Origin of the sequence: Phnomibacter ginsenosidimutans (assembly GCF_009740285.1) — a bacterium.
Classification (GTDB): domain Bacteria; phylum Bacteroidota; class Bacteroidia; order Chitinophagales; family Chitinophagaceae; genus Phnomibacter; species Phnomibacter ginsenosidimutans.
The window spans coordinates 2,830,679-2,847,060 of sequence record NZ_CP046566.1; the positions used below are offsets into that span (position 1 = coordinate 2,830,679).

15 protein-coding genes are annotated in these 16,382 nt (G+C 44.5%); 3 read left to right on the top strand and 12 right to left on the bottom strand.

Features of this window, described 5'->3' with window-relative positions:
* The first annotated feature begins 434 nt into the window (after positions 1–434).
* The gene (locus tag GLV81_RS20440) at positions 435–1,544 is read left to right on the top strand and encodes a glycosyltransferase family 4 protein (RefSeq protein WP_246185973.1); all 1,110 of its coding nucleotides are present in this window, start codon (positions 435–437) and stop codon (positions 1,542–1,544) included.
* A 2-nt stretch (positions 1,545–1,546) separates the two neighbouring features.
* Here the strand turns inward: GLV81_RS20440 and GLV81_RS12250 are convergent, their stop codons facing one another.
* The 6 genes from GLV81_RS12250 to GLV81_RS12275 form a co-directional block, all read right to left on the bottom strand.
* Complete coding sequence (locus tag GLV81_RS12250) at positions 1,547–2,062, bottom strand: glycosyltransferase (RefSeq protein ID WP_281350832.1); 516 nt, start codon at positions 2,060–2,062, stop codon at positions 1,547–1,549.
* Between the two features lie 28 nt (positions 2,063–2,090).
* Positions 2,091–2,663, bottom strand: a complete 573-nt coding sequence (locus GLV81_RS12255) for a hypothetical protein (protein ID WP_157479122.1) — start codon at positions 2,661–2,663, stop codon at positions 2,091–2,093.
* A 15-nt stretch (positions 2,664–2,678) separates the two neighbouring features.
* Positions 2,679–3,833 carry a glycosyltransferase family 4 protein gene (locus GLV81_RS12260; RefSeq protein ID WP_197428278.1) on the bottom strand — a complete coding sequence of 385 codons (1,155 nt, stop codon included), beginning with the start codon at positions 3,831–3,833 and terminating at the stop codon, positions 2,679–2,681.
* Between the two features lie 40 nt (positions 3,834–3,873).
* Positions 3,874–4,764: an NAD-dependent epimerase/dehydratase family protein gene (locus tag GLV81_RS12265; RefSeq protein WP_197428279.1), complete on the bottom strand. Its 891-nt coding sequence runs from the start codon at positions 4,762–4,764 to the stop codon at positions 3,874–3,876.
* A gap of 81 nt (positions 4,765–4,845) precedes the next feature.
* Positions 4,846–6,108: a nucleotide sugar dehydrogenase gene (locus tag GLV81_RS12270; protein WP_281350689.1), complete on the bottom strand. Its 1,263-nt coding sequence runs from the start codon at positions 6,106–6,108 to the stop codon at positions 4,846–4,848.
* A 151-nt stretch (positions 6,109–6,259) separates the two neighbouring features.
* Positions 6,260–7,381 carry a glycosyltransferase family 4 protein gene (locus GLV81_RS12275; protein WP_157479125.1) on the bottom strand — a complete coding sequence of 374 codons (1,122 nt, stop codon included), beginning with the start codon at positions 7,379–7,381 and terminating at the stop codon, positions 6,260–6,262.
* Positions 7,382–7,535: 154 nt separating this feature from the next.
* Here GLV81_RS12275 and GLV81_RS12280 point away from each other — a divergent pair, with 154 nt between their 5' ends.
* Entirely contained in the window at positions 7,536–8,447 is a 912-nt protein-coding gene (locus tag GLV81_RS12280) for a polysaccharide deacetylase family protein (RefSeq protein ID WP_157479126.1), read from the top strand.
* A 115-nt stretch (positions 8,448–8,562) separates the two neighbouring features.
* Positions 8,563–9,285, top strand: a complete 723-nt coding sequence (locus tag GLV81_RS12285) for a hypothetical protein (RefSeq protein ID WP_157479127.1) — start codon at positions 8,563–8,565, stop codon at positions 9,283–9,285.
* A gap of 7 nt (positions 9,286–9,292) precedes the next feature.
* On the opposite strand, the gene GLV81_RS12290 is transcribed toward GLV81_RS12285, so the two are convergent.
* From GLV81_RS12290 to neuC, 6 genes are read right to left on the bottom strand one after another with little or no spacing between them, the layout of a single operon-like run.
* The gene (locus GLV81_RS12290) at positions 9,293–10,249 is read right to left on the bottom strand and encodes an NAD(P)-dependent oxidoreductase (protein ID WP_157479128.1); all 957 of its coding nucleotides are present in this window, start codon (positions 10,247–10,249) and stop codon (positions 9,293–9,295) included.
* 14 nt (positions 10,250–10,263) lie between these two features.
* Positions 10,264–11,262, bottom strand: a complete 999-nt coding sequence (locus GLV81_RS12295) for an N-acetylneuraminate synthase family protein (protein WP_157479129.1) — start codon at positions 11,260–11,262, stop codon at positions 10,264–10,266.
* 53 nt (positions 11,263–11,315) lie between these two features.
* On the bottom strand, positions 11,316–12,767 hold the full coding sequence (locus GLV81_RS12300) for a hypothetical protein (protein WP_157479130.1): 1,452 nt from the start codon (positions 12,765–12,767) through the stop codon (positions 11,316–11,318).
* A 9-nt stretch (positions 12,768–12,776) separates the two neighbouring features.
* A complete protein-coding gene (gene asnB, locus GLV81_RS12305) occupies positions 12,777–14,483 on the bottom strand; it encodes an asparagine synthase (glutamine-hydrolyzing) (protein WP_157479131.1) in 1,707 nt (568 codons plus the stop codon).
* Between the two features lie 8 nt (positions 14,484–14,491).
* Positions 14,492–15,208, bottom strand: a complete 717-nt coding sequence (locus tag GLV81_RS12310; protein WP_157479132.1) for an acylneuraminate cytidylyltransferase family protein — start codon at positions 15,206–15,208, stop codon at positions 14,492–14,494.
* Positions 15,208–16,365 carry a UDP-N-acetylglucosamine 2-epimerase gene (neuC, locus tag GLV81_RS12315; RefSeq protein ID WP_157479133.1) on the bottom strand — a complete coding sequence of 386 codons (1,158 nt, stop codon included), beginning with the start codon at positions 16,363–16,365 and terminating at the stop codon, positions 15,208–15,210. Before neuC ends, GLV81_RS12310 begins: the two co-directional genes overlap by 1 nt.
* Positions 16,366–16,382: the final 17 nt, after the last annotated feature.

Below are 16,382 nucleotides of genomic sequence, written 5' to 3' on the forward strand. Positions count from 1 at the left end.
TTTTAGAGCCCGGCCCAAAACTTCTACTCCTAATGAGTATCCAAGCAGATAAACGATCTTAATCGAATTTTGCTTTTTGCTGTAGAAGAAAGAAAGGATGGTAGAAAAGAATAGGATGTAATACCAGACAATCAACGGCCATCTGGAATATACAGAGGCATAACCTAAAGCCACATGAAAAAATAACCAAAAAACTCTGAGTTCTTCTTTTCGGAGTAATGCTAACATGAGTGGCTGATTAAAAACGGCTGTTGATTGGTTTAGCGCAAATGTACAGGTTATGCCATGTTTGTGGTTACCACTGTTTGTAAAGTAGTACACCTGTTTGATCCGAGGTTCATGGTCAGCTTTTGCGGCATATGGCTATTTTCGCCACAATTGTTTGGCGATGCCAAAAAATGCTGCAACTCCAACCAACCAATGAAGCATCCGCCATGTCAGCCGTTCGCCACATTATCATTTGCCACAACTACAACAGCTTTTCTTATGCTGCCAACTCTGTGGCATTGGCGCAACAATTGGCAAGAGAAGGACATCAGGTATTGTTTATCAGCCACGCCATACCCGAAGAGATGGCTGCTATTCCCAACCTCACAGTAGTAACATGGCCGGGTGAAAGACCGGTTGGCTGGCAAGCATTCCGCTTTATCGCCATATGGATCCGCCGGCACAAATGCGATGTATTGTTGGCACAGGCAGCCGCATTGAACATAGCCGGGCTGGCAGCCTGGCTTTTGAGGGTACCCAAGCGAATTGGCTACTACCACAGCATGTATGCCTCTACCGTAATCGACAACGCCGAGAGCAACTGGAAAACAAGCCTCAAAAAGTGGCGTAAAAAAATGTTTCTGGCTTGCTATGGCCACATGGTTTGCGTTAGCCGGCATGCTGCCAGCGATCTGCAAGTGCATTTTCAATTTCCCGCCAAGCGATGTCATATTATTTACAACAGCCTTGCCGACCGCGGACAAGATTTGTTAGACCCAAAACCCACAGAAGGTCCTATCCGCTTTTTTGCGCCTACCCGTCTCGATCCGGGCAAAAACATGCTGACAGTTATTGAGGCGTTTCAAACTTTTGTAGCAAACACAGGTATAGACGCAATGCTAGAGATTGCCGGGAGTGGCCTGCAAGAAGAACAGGTGCAACAACTGGTAGCCCAACAACCATGTACTCAATTTGTGGGGCTCCTGCCGTATCATCAGATTGATGCACATTTTCAACAAGCCCATTTTGTGGTATGCTCCACTTTATCTGAAGCTTTTGGGATGGTGAATATTGAAGCCATGATGCTGGGTACTCCTGTTATTGCCAGCAATATTGGCGGCATACCCGAAATAGTAACGGATGGAGAAACGGGCATACTGGTGGATGGAAATTCGGTGGAGTATTGGCAAGCCGCTTTTGCCAAAGCATGCCATCTCTTTGTAGCAGAAAGCGAAAAATATGAACGCATTCGCCAAGAGGCCCGGCAGCATTTTAAGCAATCATTTACCCAATCGAAGCAACTACAGCAGTTACACAAATTGATTTTGAAAGACTGATGTCAAATCAGCTTTTTCAAATCGGCTTCAAATTTATCCAAGGTAAACTCACGGCTCCATTCCATGCACAATGTACTCATGTGCTGGCACGCTGCTTTGTCGTTCCATAAAGCAAGCACCCGCTCCGCCATAGCAGCAACAGCATCGTTGGGTTTTGTCAAAATACCCCGTTCGCCCTGGCCCAGCATTTCCGGAACGATAGATACTTCTCTGGTAACAGGAATGGCTCCCCAAAACATGCTTTCTGCCACTGCTTTGGGCCATCCTTCCGATTTGGATTGAAACAATAAAAAATGAGCCGACTGATAATGCCGTTTCATCTCATCTTTCGGAATACTGCCGGTACAATGCACATGAGCCGCCAATCCGTCTGCTGCAGCCATTTGCTCAATGACAGGTTGTAAATATCCGCCGCCACAAAATACCATTCGGGCACCCGGTGCAGCTTGTGCAATGGTTTTAAATAATTGATACGCTACCAGTGGCTGCTTATGTTCTTCGAGCACACCGCTAAACATAAACACAGGGGGGCATTCCAGTCTTTTGTTACAGGTACTTTTTCCTGCTCCCGATATGTAGCCGTAAAAAAGGCAGGATATTTTTTGACCTGTAAGGCCAGCTACCGTACACCAACACCTTTATGTTGTGCGTAAGCCAGGGGTTATTCGGTATTCGTTTTTGCAGCTTATAGGAAAATGGTGCAGGGAAATGCCAGTCCCAGTTGCCGGCGTATTTCATCGTTTTCTTTTTCCAGGGAAAAAGTATTTGCACAAAAGTGGCAATGAGTGCAATAGATGCTGGTCCGCGAAAATGGATATGATCAGCGAGCCACATTTCGCGGATCATTCGAAAAATAAGCAGTGGCAATAAGGCTACTGAACGAATACTAGCTTTGGCCGATGTAAATTCAAATCCTTTGTGCCCCAATACTTTGATGGGTTTGGCATGCTCATAAGGAATGTCCATACCAGCGGGTTCTCCCTCATGCAATTCGCACATGACCACCACCTCATCTACCTGCGAAATCCAGATATTCATTTCACGTACATACGGGCCATAGGCATACAACAGACCGTTTTTTTTGTAGTGATAAGCGCCGGATATGATCAGGAAACGCATGTGGTATGACAGGATTTAACGACCAATGAGGGATTGATAAAACAACACATTTTTCTGGACAAGCGTGGCAGCATTGTATTCATTTACCACCATCGTTCTTCCTGCACTGGCCATACTTGCTGCTTCCTGAGGATGCAACAACATGTAGGTGATTTTTTCCGCTATATCTGCGGGTTGGTGAGGATCGCAGAGCAACCCGTTTTGGTGAGGCGTAATCACTTCAGGACCGGGGCCCAGCTGGCTACCGATAAACGGACGTTGCATGGCCAATGCTTCCAACCAAGCCAGCGGCATGGCTTCCATGTGCGATGGCAACACAATCACTGATGCTTTGGCCAATAAAGCCGGCATTTCATTGTTGGGCAACGCTTCGTGTATGTATACATTTTGCAATTGCAACTTTGCCAGCAATGCTTCCAACAATGCTTTGTAGCTATCGCTACTTGGCCGCATGGGTATATCACGACCGTAAATATGCAAGGCAGCATTTTTTACGTGTTCATTTACCAAAGGCATAGCTTCAATGAGCTGGCGTACGCCTTTTTTTTCTGTAAGCGAACCAAAGAATAAGATGAATCCGTCTTGTTGCTCCCCTTCAAATTTGGATGGATCAAACCTGTTGACCAAAATGGGATTAGGAATAATGGCACTGGGCAAAGCCTGTATAAACGGATAATAGCTTTGTGTTTGTGTAAGTACATACTTGCTTACACCAATGATAGCATCTGCATTTTTCAACGATCGCTTTTCTACAAAAGCTTTTCGCCTGCGGGGTGGCGTATCGGTTGTGCTTTTCGCAAAAAAAACATGGCCACCGTTTAATCGAACCACGTATTGCACACCCGGTATTTTCTGCAAGGCAAACAATCCATACTCCGGCGCTTCTACAATGTGTAGCGGAGAACGGGCGTGTATTTGGCGCAATACTTTGTTGGTGTCAAGCTTTACTTTAATCAACCGCAGCTTGCCCCACTGGTTGGTATTAACCCAGTAGATGCTGAAACCGTCTAATGTTTCATGTTCGAGAGCAGCCTGCTGTTTGCGAAACGAAACAATGCTCACCTCATGTCCCTGCTTTACCAACTCGGCACTCAGGTTGGCCACAAATGTGCCAATGCCGCCGGTTTTAAAAGTGGGGGTGGCTATTTCGCCTACAAAACAAATGTGCATGCTACTGCAGTTTATGGGCCTTGCCCGCTTCATCAATCGGTTACAAAATAGAACGGTACCACTCAATGGCCTCTGCCAGTTGTCCATCCAAATCATCATCGGGTGTGTACCCAATGGTTTGTTTGGCTTTGCTCACATCTGCAAGGCTTTGCATGATATCGCCGGGCCGGTTGGGGCCGTGTGTAACAGCTACTGTAGCTCCGGTAATACGACAAATTTTTTGCCATAAATCATTGAGCGTTGTGGTTTTGCCACAAGCAATGTTTAATACTTCATGAAAGCCTTCCGTTCTTTCTAATAGCAGGCTGTTGATATTGGCCTGCACCACATTTTTGACCGGGGTAAAATCACGGGTGATATTTCCATCGCCATTGATGGTGGGCGAAGTATTGGTGAGTGCCGCTCTGATGAACAATGGAATAACGGCGGCATATGGTCCGTTAAAACTTTGGTTCGGTCCAAATACATTGAAGTACCGGAAACCAACCAACTGCATGCCATAACTTTTGCTCCATGCCTGCGCATAAATTTCATTGGCATATTTGGTAGCCGCATAAGGAGACAGGACTTTGCCCACTCTTGTTTCTACCTTGGGGCTATCGGGCAAATCGCCATATACAGAAGACGAAGATGCATACACCATACGACGGATACCGGCTTTGTTAGCAGCCTGCAGCATGTTCACAAATCCGTTGAGGTTTACATCATGCGAAGTAACAGGGTCGGCAATGGAACGAGGCACAGAACCCAGTGCAGCCTGATGTGAAATAGCATCGATGCCTTCTACAGCTGCCGCACAATCTTCAGCATGGCGAATGTCGCCCTCCAGCAATTCGAATTTTGGATGCTGCAAAAATGGCTGTAGGTTCTCACGGTAACCTGTAGCAAAATTATCGAACACTCTAACCAGCGTTACAGCAGGATGTTGCAATAAAGCCCCACACAAATTGCTGCCAATAAATCCTTGCGCCGCCTGTTATTAAAATTTTCATGAAGTTGACGATTAGAAATGTTACAACCTGGCGTTCACAGCAGTCTTGGGTAAAAACGATTTAATGTCGTACACAATGCAATTTTCTCCTTTCAAAACATCGAGATTGAGCCCTGCAAATTCGGCATGAGCAACCGCTAAAATGATGGCATTAAACGGGCCTTGTGGCAGCGTGTTCATAACAGCAATGCCATATTCATGTTGTACTTCAGCAGGGTCGGCCCAAGGATCGTACACTACTGTATTCAGTCCAAACGCTGCCAGGCCTTCATACACATCCACCACTTTGGTGTTACGTACATCCGGGCAATTTTCTTTGAACGTAATACCCAATATCAACACGTTGGCACCCTTTATCAGGTGGTCTTTATCTATCAGTTTTTTTACGACTTCAGTAGCTACATATTGCCCCATGCCGTCGTTGAGCCGGCGACCAGCCAAAATGATTTCGGGGTTGTAGCCATGCTCTTGTGCTTTTTGCGCCAGGTAGTATGGGTCAACACCAATACAGTGCCCCCCAACCAAGCCAGGTTTGAATGGCAGGAAATTCCATTTGGTACCCGCCGCTTCTAACACTTCTGTGGTATCAAGCCCCAACAGGTTAAAGATTTTAGCCAGCTCATTTACAAAGGCAATATTGATGTCGCGTTGTGCATTTTCAATCACCTTGGCTGCCTCGGCCACTTTAATGCTTGGCGCTAAATACGTGCCTGCCTCAATTACAGAAGCATAGAGTTCATTTACATATTTGGCTATTTCAGGAGTAGAGCCCGATGTAACCTTTCTGATTTTGGTAACCGTGTGTTTCTTATCACCCGGATTGATGCGTTCGGGGCTGTACCCGGCAAAAAAATCTTTATTGAAAGTGAGTCCGGATACCTTTTCCAAAATGGGTACGCATTCCTCTTCAGTTACACCGGGATACACGGTGCTTTCATATATAACGACATCGCCTTTACGCAAAACTTTCCCAACCGTTTCGCTGGCTTTAATCAGCGGTGTAAGATCGGGGCGGTTATACTTGTCAACCGGCGTAGGTACAGTTACAATAAATGTGTTGCAGCTTTCCAAGTCTTGCCATTCGCAGCTAAAGCTGAGCTGTGAACTTGCTGCTAATTGTTCGGCTTCTACCTCAAGGGTTCTGTCGTGTCCGGTTCTCAATTCTTCTATCCGGGCAACGGCAATATCAAAACCAACGGTTGGGAATTTTTTACCAAATTCAACTGCCAGGGGCAGGCCAACATAGCCAAGACCAATGATGGCAATTTTAGGTTGTGTGATCATGTTCATTTGCTTTATTCATAGCCATTTCAGGGCTGCGCAAATAACGGATTATTTAAGGGGACTACCTTATTTGGTCCTCAGAAAATATCCCCGATTCAGCATTCTGTAAAAGCAAAATAAATCAATGCCCAAATGGCCTTTGCAAAAGGGCCTACATCTTCCAAAATTGTAAATTTTGCTGCAGCACAGTGGCCAATGCAAAGCGTTGCAACACCATTTGGCGGGCCTGCTCTCTCATCTGCTGCACATCTTCGGGGTGCTCTAGCGCCCGGCGCAGTTGCGCTGCTATGTCAGCAGCATCAGTTGGCTGGCACAACAATCCATTAATACCATGTTGAATAATTTCTCTTGCGGGGCCCGCATCGCCAGCTATCAGCAACTGCCCGCAGGCCATTACTTCTAACCATGCTACCGGCATGGCTTCCATCTGACTGGGATATACACAACAGAATGCGTAGTTGATAATTTTTGGCAGCTCTTCATTGGGTACATTTCCGTGAAAGAAAATACGGGGCAGCAAATCTGCAGGCACGGTTTGCAAAAGGCTTTCCCAATAAGAAGCACCCGATACGGTTTTTGTATCTCTGCCATAGAAATGAATACGTGTGTCTGGAAAATCATTTGCCAGTTGCAAGAACGCTTTTAGCAAAAAAGCAGGCCCCTTTTTGGGCACCAGCCAGCCCACAAAAACAATATCCCGATAAGCGGTTGGCACTTTTTGCTGAGGTGAGAACAGCTGCGTATTTACCCCGTTGAAAATGACCTGCATTGGCTTGCCGCCGGTTATGTAATGTTTTGTTTCGGCCAATACATACGCACTTACGCCAACAATAGCATCAGCCTTTTTAAACGATTGAATTTCTTGCCAGGTAGGCCAGCTCTTCATTGCTTGCCCGAGTGCCCTTGCAAAAAACATATGCCCACCGTGGAGGCGAATGACATAGCGAACGCCGGAAATTTTGGGTAAAAAACACAAGCCCGATTCCGGTGTTTCCACCGCATCAATCGGGTGGATGGCATGCAACGCTTTCAACACACGATGTTGCTCACGGGCAATGCGCCAAAAATTGAAGAATTTCCATTTTTTTGGATGTACTCGGTAAAGGGCAAAAGGCGATTGATGCTCCCAGCCTTCCACCGTTTCAGAAAAAGACAAGACCGTAACCCGATGACCATTTTCGACCAACAAGTTGGCGGTATTGCGGATGTACATGCTGATGCCGCCAACCGGCTGGCCCTGATGTGGAAACTCACCAATGAAACAAATATGCATGCAATGGATGGCTACAAGCCTTTGCGGCAAAGTACACACAAAAACGGATTCGAAAATTGGGTGGTTTTTTATACCACTACCATGCAGATTGATGTTATCAACTACATTTGAATGATCAAAGCCAGATTACCCATTTAGAACTGCTGAACGAAGGATGAAAGTCATCATGTACCATTATGTGCGGCCGCATACAGATTTTGCCAACAACAAATCTGTATTGCCGCTTGATGTTTTTAATTGGCAGCTTGATTTCTTCAGCAAGACCGGTAGTATCATTCATCCGGCCGATTTATTTGTGCCGGATTTTCAACCTGAACCCCATCAGTATTTACTCACGTTTGATGATGGATTAATCGATCATTATACACACGTTTTTCCTGCATTACAGCAACGTGGATTATCCGGTTTGTTTTTTTTGAATGGCAAAAACTTTGTAGAAAACAGGTTGTTGAATGTGCATCGGTTGCATTATCTGCTAGCCAATTGTCCGGCAAAAACTTTGGAAACTGCATGCCTCAATCTGATGGAAAAATATCCATTAGTGCCTGCCTACAAGCAGCGGTTTGAAGCCAGTGTGTACGAGGGGTTGCAGCAGGAAGAAATCATTTCAGATATTAAAGCGAGATTAAACTTTTTTGTAACGCCGCAAGATCAGGATAGTATTTTGGAACAGTTGCTCCATCAGTTTGGCTTTGATGAAAAACCCATCATGCAGCAATTTTACCTCAACCAGTCTCAGGCATCGGACATGCAGCAGGCTGGCATGTATTTTGGGGCGCATGGCTATTCGCATTATGTAATGAGCAATCTGCCTGTCGCTAAGCAGCAGTCAGACATTGACCAGTCGATACATTTTTTACAACAATGGTTGCCAGCACATCAACCACTGAGTTTTTGTTATCCATACGGCTACCACAATTCTTACGATGAATTCTGTACATCCTATTTGCAACAACAAACAGCTTGTGCATTTGCAGTAGAAAACCGCCCATTAAGCGAAGCAGACTGGACTAACAATCGTTGGGCCCTGCCCCGTATAGACTGTAATCGTTTTTTACCGGACTAATAATAGCATGCAGGCAAGACTTGCCACCATACAAGATCATGGGCAGTTGTCAAAATTTTATAGCTGCTACTATCCTTCTGGGCATCCTTTGTACAATCAAAATTTTTGGGCTTGGATGTTTACCAACCCTGCATACGGGCAATGTATAGTGGCAGAAAATGAAGCCAAGCAAATTATTGGCCACATGGGCTTTATTAAAGCTGGCGGATTAGTTTGGCTAGTCAACATTTTGGTCGACACAAACTATCGCAAACAAAACATTCCTGATATATTGTTTGATGCCGCAAGACATTTTGGCCCACTAGCTGTTGCGGTAGCCAATGATGCCGGTGCATCACTTCTACGCAGAAAAAAATGGCACGAACAACCACTGCTGCAAAGATGGATATGGACCCGGCCAAACACAGACTTTCAAAACGATCCCGATTTTTTTACCACTAAACAACCACCGGTAGGCCTGCAAAAACCCAATGGCTATTTATGGCAACAGCCACATTTGCAAAGTGTAGCATTTAGTTGGGGAGATATTGCTCAACTTGCCTTGAGTGCCGGTGGTTTGAGATTGGTAACCTGTAATGATCCAAAAGCATGTGTAGCCTGGGCGATGAAGCATGGTTGCAACTGGATTGACTTTGTGACCAGTGATACAAATGCGGCAATGCAAATTGCGTTACAGGATGCACTCTTTTTCCAGCATGAAAATTTTCCCTGGTACCTCAACCCGCCCGACTTCTCCAGGAAAGTGACGCTTAATTGGTTTACAGAAAATCCATTGCCGGAAGGCTTTATTTTCGACCGTTCCATGGCAGATATGACAAGGATTGGAAGTATTGATTAGATGTTTTTTATTGCAGAAGTGCTTGCTGTAATTTCTTAGCTATAAATATTTCCGTTGTAGCCATCGATTCATAAGTGGCCCCTGCAATATGTGGGGTAATGAGCACCCGGTTGTTGTACTGAGCCAGTTGCCACAACGGGCTCTTGGTTAATTGCCCTGAAAGTTCTTCATGAATGACATCTGTAGCTACAGCGGCAATATGACCTGTTTCTAATAATTCTGCTACTGCAGATTCGTTCCATACATTTCCTCTGGAAGTATTTACTAGAATGCTACCGTGTTTACATTGCTGTAGCAATTCAGCAGATAAAAAATCATCATTGCCTGCACCGGGAATGTGAATGCTAATTACATCACTCTGCTGCAACAAGTCAACCAATGGCACAGGCTGAACAGCTGCAAGCTTAAGCTGTTCTTGATGAATATCATAAGCCAAACAATGCATACCAAAAGCTGCTGCAAACCGTGCCACTTGCCGGCCCACCCTACCCAAACCTATTATACCGATGGTTTTACCCTGCAGGTTATTACCCTTCCAATTGTTTCTGTTCCACGCTCCTTGCTGCACGTCTGCAACTGCAGGCACAATTTTTTTCACTGATGCCAACAACAATGCCCATGTGTGTTCAGCTGTAGAAGGAATATGATCAAGAAAATCTGTTTCGCCTTGAAGCGATACAACCTGAATACCCTTTAATGCGCAATAGGTTGTATCAATATGGTCGAGACCAGTAGTAGGTGTAAGAATGTATTGTAAATGTTGAGCCGTAGCCAAAGAAGCTGCATTCCAAACCTTGGCCAATCTTACAACAAGCACATTGGCATGGGCAATAGCATCTGCAAACCCATTTTCTTCTGGTGACAAAAATTGTTGCAGCTCTCCCAACTGTTGATACAAAGCCAAAGCTGCTGAACTGTATTCGCCAGCTTCTGCTATCACTATTTTGGGTTTATGCAAATGCATACTTAGTCATTTATTTATGAGAGGTCATCTGCTGTCAGAAAACTCCATTGTTGCAATGCCTTGTTGAGTTTTTTACCCAGCACCTGCTGATATTGATTTGCAGGAATGCCTTTATCTCCAGGCTTTTTAGATTCTAAATCATTCAAAGAAATGATGTGCCCGGCTGGCAGGTTTTTATTGACGGCCAATGATTTTCCAAACATCACTTTCAATGCAGCAAATTGGCTGTTGTCTTCTTTCAACGCCAAAGGCTGAAGTCCTTTTTCAATATTTGCTACGCCTTCACACAAAAAAGCGATTTCATCAATGGTTAAAGATGCTTTGGCATCGGGGCCAAACATGCGCCTGTCAAACACGGCATGAAACTCTAATATACTTGCACCAAGTGCAGCTGCTGCCAGGCATGCTACGGGAGTGCCACTATGATCGCTGAAGCCAACGGGTACTTGATAGCGGTCACGCATTTGTTGCATATAGGTGAGCCCCCACTCTGATGGTTGTGTTGGGTATGCGGTGGTACATTGCAAAATGGATGTTTCAACCTGACGGGCTTTCAAAAAGGCAACTGCCTCATCCAGCTCCTGCCAGTTACTCATGCCGCTGGAAATAATTACTTTTTTTCCGGTTGCTGCAATTCTATCCAGCAACAACAGATTGCTGATTTCGCCAGAGCCAACCTTATACGTTTTAATGTGTGTCTTTTCGAGTAAGTCAACAGCTGCAATTGAAAATGGGCTCGACATAAAATCGACACCAGCATCTGCACAATGTGCTGCTATATCCATCCATTGTGCTTCCGTAAATTCCATGCGGCGCCAGTAATCGAAACGAGTTTCATCCTGCTTTGAAAACTTTACCCGAAAAGGTTCAAAGGCGCTGCTTTCTGCTTCGGCAATATGCGTTTGAAACTTTACAGCATGTACACCGGCTTTTGCCAATGCATCTATATAACTGTGTAAGATGCCCAAACTGCCGTCGTGTGCCTGTGCTATTTCTGCAATAATATATGCCATGGAATGTTGCAATTAAAATGCATTCAACAAATATAGTTCTCGCTTTTCTTGGTTCATGAGTCATGCCGTCTGTGCTGCATCAATTTTATTACACAATTGGCCAATGCTTCCGAGGCTGGATAAATATCATCGGTTATCATTTTCTTCCACCGAAGCTTATCCGGAGCCAGCAAATGTGGAGCATGTATCAGCTCTTGTAATAGCGGCTGCAAATCATCTTTCTTTTGGAGTATTACCACAGCCTTCAGTCCTTCCCATGTTTTTAAATGTTCCTGCAAGTAACCTTGAGTAATATCGAAATGAGGACAGCCAGGATGATTGTATGCAAAATTGACAGCAGGTTTATTGAGGTGTGCAAAATCGAGGTTCATGGTAGAACCTATGTTGAATAATCCATCGCAATGCAACGCCAAGTTTACCAATACCGCTCCATCTTCAGGGGTGGGAATATTGGTTTCCCAATCACGGTCTCCTTCTCTTTTCCACAAGGGCCGGGCCACTATTGCCAAACCTGAAAACTTGTTGACAACAGCCTCCAACCTTCCACTATAATCATTGGGTGATGGCCTTACTAAAACAGCACAATCGTTTGCCTCCGGCAGTTTGGATATTTCATTTAATACATCTGACAGGTACAAATGATCGGAAGGAAACGAAGGCTCATTACCAGAAAAACAAAACACATGTTTCTTGCCTTGAGTGCCAAAGAACTCATGAAACTTTTCTTCACTCCAATACAACCTTGCATCGTAATACGCATCAAACTGAGGGGTGCCTGTTACATGAATATTGTTTGCATTGATATTGGGATATAAGAGCTGTAATTCCCGTTTCATCCAATTACTCCAAACCAACCAATCATTCGCTTCGTAGGTCATCCTTGTTTTCGGCAGGTTGTCCCAGGAAAAAATAACGCTGCAGGTATGAATGCCCAACGTATTGGCTACACTCATAGCATAGCCTGCTTCTATGGAACGCTGGTGTGTACACAACATCATATCTGGCTTCAACTGCTGCAACAATGAAGCGTATAATTTACCGGCATCCGCATGAATCATTTTACGTCGCAACCAGGCTTCGGCCTTACCACTCAGCCATGCAGATTTTGCCAGCAACCCTGCCAGCACATTCATGCTTAGGAACAATAATTTCTTGCTGCCTTTTTGTGTACTAAAGAAAAACCAGTTGTCTGCAATGCTTTTATTGTTCAGTACTCTAGCATTCCGATGCATCCTTATGAACATACATAGCCGACGCAACAAATCACTGCTGCGATCTTCTGCTATATCAGGCAAATACACAGCTTCGAATGTATTGGGATGTAACTCCGCTACTTGTTCAATTACTGCTGGCGCCAAACGATGCAATAAAAAAATGCGTACACCAGCCTGATGCAAATACTTTAGCACATCGGTAAAAAGATAATTGCGAACGCCAATACCATCAGGCACTAACAGCACCAATGTTGAAGAGGTATCATTTGTATGGTGATTCGCAGGCTGCATAGGCATTGATTACGCTTGCAAAAGCATCGCAGCATTAATCCACTGCCACACAAAAAAGCTGTTGTCCGTTTTCTCATCCAGAAAATGCTGCCAGCCTTTCTCTACCTCTTTTGCATTGAACCATCCATTATTTAATGACCCTGTGAGTGTAGCAATATGATCATGAGCCCATGTACGCAAAGGCCCACGCAACCATTCACGTTGTGGGGTTTGTAAAGGCCGCTTTGGTGCAAGCACCAATTGCTGTTGCATAGAACGCATGGCCAATTGACGCAAACCAAATTTCGTATTGCCATCTCTGAATTTCATATGCTTGGGCAAAGCAAATGCATAAGCCAACAAGCGATGATCCAAAAATGGCTCTCTCAACTCGGTGCTGTACAACATACTGGCCCTGTCGTTGAACCGAAGTGCTCTTGGAAATTTTGTATAAAAAATATCCCTGTACTGAAGGTTTTGCAAATCGTTGTCGAATGGCTTTTTGTATTGAGGAGCAACCGCCAAACTTGCAAAGCTGCCATCAAGTGTAGCAGGCAGTACCGGTGCAGCATTGCTACCCTGTATGATTCCACCTCCGGATTTATAGTAGTAATCATAGCCGCCCCATGCCTCATCCATTCCTTGGCCATCAAGCAATACCAATACGCCTTCTTGTCTGGCTTGCTTAAAAATTTGGCTGTATGCTATTGTTGGAATGCCGCCATAAGGCTCGTCTTGTTGAATAGCCATTGCATGGGCCAATGCAGGTATTTCTTCAACCCGAAGTAATACAGGGTGCAGCGGCTTACGGGTATGTTCTATAAGTTGTTTTACCCAAGGCAACTCATCATATCGTTCATCATTGCAATAAAACGTATAGGCATTTATGCTATCATTTTCAGGGTAGGCATTATGAATTGCATTGAGCAACGTGCTCGAATCTAGGCCTCCACTGATATTAAAGCCAACAGGCACATCGGCTCTGAAGCGTAAGGCAACTGCACCATTCATTAATGCGCTGTAGTTGCTAACTATTTCGGTTTCATCTTGTGCATGTTTAATGTGCTGAACCTCCTCTTCTAACCGAAACCATTGATGCAGTTTCGGTTCATTCCCTTTTTCAAACACTGCATAATGACCAGCAGGCAAAGCATGTATGTGCTGCCAAAAAGTTTGGTTGGGCTGTCCGTACATTCCATGCGCAAAAAAGCCTGCCCACACTTCGTCATTGGTTTGCTTAGTCACACCTGCCTGCCAAATTGATTTTATTTCGCTGGCAAAAAAATACTGCCCATCTTGCTTAGCATAATAAAAGGGCTTTACTCCAAACCTGTCCCTAACTGCAATTAAAGTCTCTGTAACACTATCCCAAATGGCAAAAGCAAACATGCCTATCAACAGGGGCAGCATGTCAATGCCTTTTTTTTCATACAGGGCAAGTAGTACTTCTGTATCGCTATGTGTTTTTAGAAGTGTATCAGTCAGGTATTGCTGCCGTAGTTCTTTGTAATTATAAATTTCTCCGTTGAATACAATGTGGAATCTGCCAGTGCTGCTATGCATGGGCTGGTTAGCTGCATCGCTTAAATCGATAATCGACAACCGGTTGTGCCCCAGCGCAATGTTTGTTCCATTCCAAATACTAGTATTGTCGGGTCCGCGATGGCGCTGTGCATGCAACATTTGATGTAACACTTCTTTGTGCCCCTCTCCTATAATGCCTGCAATTCCACACATAGCTTTACCTATTTATATTCCGGATTAGCTGCCAAAAAAGAATCCAGCAATGCTACTGCCATTTGCCAATCTTCTGGTGTATCCACGTTTACCAATACTTCCTGATTAATTGGATAGCCCACTAGTTTAGGACCGTAAAAAGTATTGTGTTGCAATAATGCTGTTTTGAAAATGTATACCGAGCCGTCACGTATGTAGGTAACAGGAAGCAGTTGCCGGCGAGTGATAATTTTCTCTTCTCCGGTAGAAATATTTAAGTACCCATTTTTGTTTTCTTCGAATACCCAGTGAGGATTGTATTTCTGTGGCACTTCAGTAGTTGATACAAGTGTATCTGCATCCAGCTCTATCAGCTTTTCAAAACAGGCATCAATAAAGCCAACTGATCTGAAAGGATTTGTTGGTTGCAAAATGGCTACATAATCAAACTCCTTTCCTAATGATGCCAGAAAAGCAATATCATCCTGCATTACATCCAGCATTGGTGTAGCATCCAATGCCAAATGTGCAGGTCGCATTCTTGGCACTTCAATGCCATAGCTTTTAGCTATGCTGGCTATTTCGTCGTCGTCGGTAGAAACAAAGCATTCTGTGATACATGCACTATGCTGTGCAGCTAAAATTGTATAGCCAATCAACGGCCGTTCCCCCAGCATTTTTTTGTTTTTGCCAGGTACGCCTTTGCTTCCACCTCTTGCGGGTATGTATCCGAGTACACGTTTCATTAATACATAATGGTTTTATGAAATCGCAAATCAATGGTAGCTAGTATATCTGCGATTTTTTTTCCTGCATCGCCACCGCCATACACGTTGGATGGCGCAGGTCTTTCGCTATTGAGCAGTTGCTGAATAGCGGCAGTAATACTATCGGCATCGTAATTCGTATCAATTACATTATTGCCCCTGTCTCTTCTGTTTTGGCGGCTTCCTAAGTTGATAACGGGCACACCCAAATAGGCGCATTCACGAATACCAACACTACTGTTGCCTATCAGCATTTTTGCATTCAATAACAACTTCAAAAAATCTTCCGATTCCATGTTTTTGAAGAAGTGGATATTAGCGGGCTTATGCACTTCTCGGTAATGGCGAATACCACTTGAAGTTCCATCGGCGCCGGCATCTACATTTGGCCAAAACCAAAACACAGGCAAATCAAGATTGGCAACGGCTTCCATTGTCTGTAACACATGCCTTCTGCTCTCCTGATATTCTGTAGTAACGGGATGCTGCATTACTACCAGATACCCGTTGCTATAATCTGGGGTTGCACCTACGCCACCATATTTTTCATATACATTAAAATCAAGTGCCGCATTTTCCTTTACATGGGCCGCTAAGTCGATGGATGGGCAGCCGGTATTGAATACATAAGCAGGATCTTCTCCCAACTTAATCACTCTTTCTTTGGCAGACTCACTGGCTACAAAGTGTATATCAGCCAACTTGGTATTGGCATGTCTTACTTTTTCATCTATGTTACCTGTAACCTCACCACCTTGTACGTGTGCCAGTGGAATATTTTGATAAGAAGCTGCGATGCTGATGGCAATGGTTTCAAACCGATCTGCAATAGCAATGACAACATCGGGTTTCAGGTTGTAAAAAACATTTGCTAACTCCATGATACCAAGGCCGGTGGTTTTAGCCATTGCAGTCGGATTTTCGCCTTCCAGTACCATGAATACTTTTTCATCAACAACAAATCCGTCTTTCTCAATAAATTCTAACGCATTGCCATATCGGCCGAGCAAGGCGCTGCCTGCCACCACCAACTGTAGTTGTAGATCTGGATGCTCCTGAATGGCTTTCAAAGCTGTTTTTATCCGGCTGTATGAAGGGCGTGCCGTGATGACGACACATATTTTTCTTTTACTCATGTTGTGATGCTGCTTTC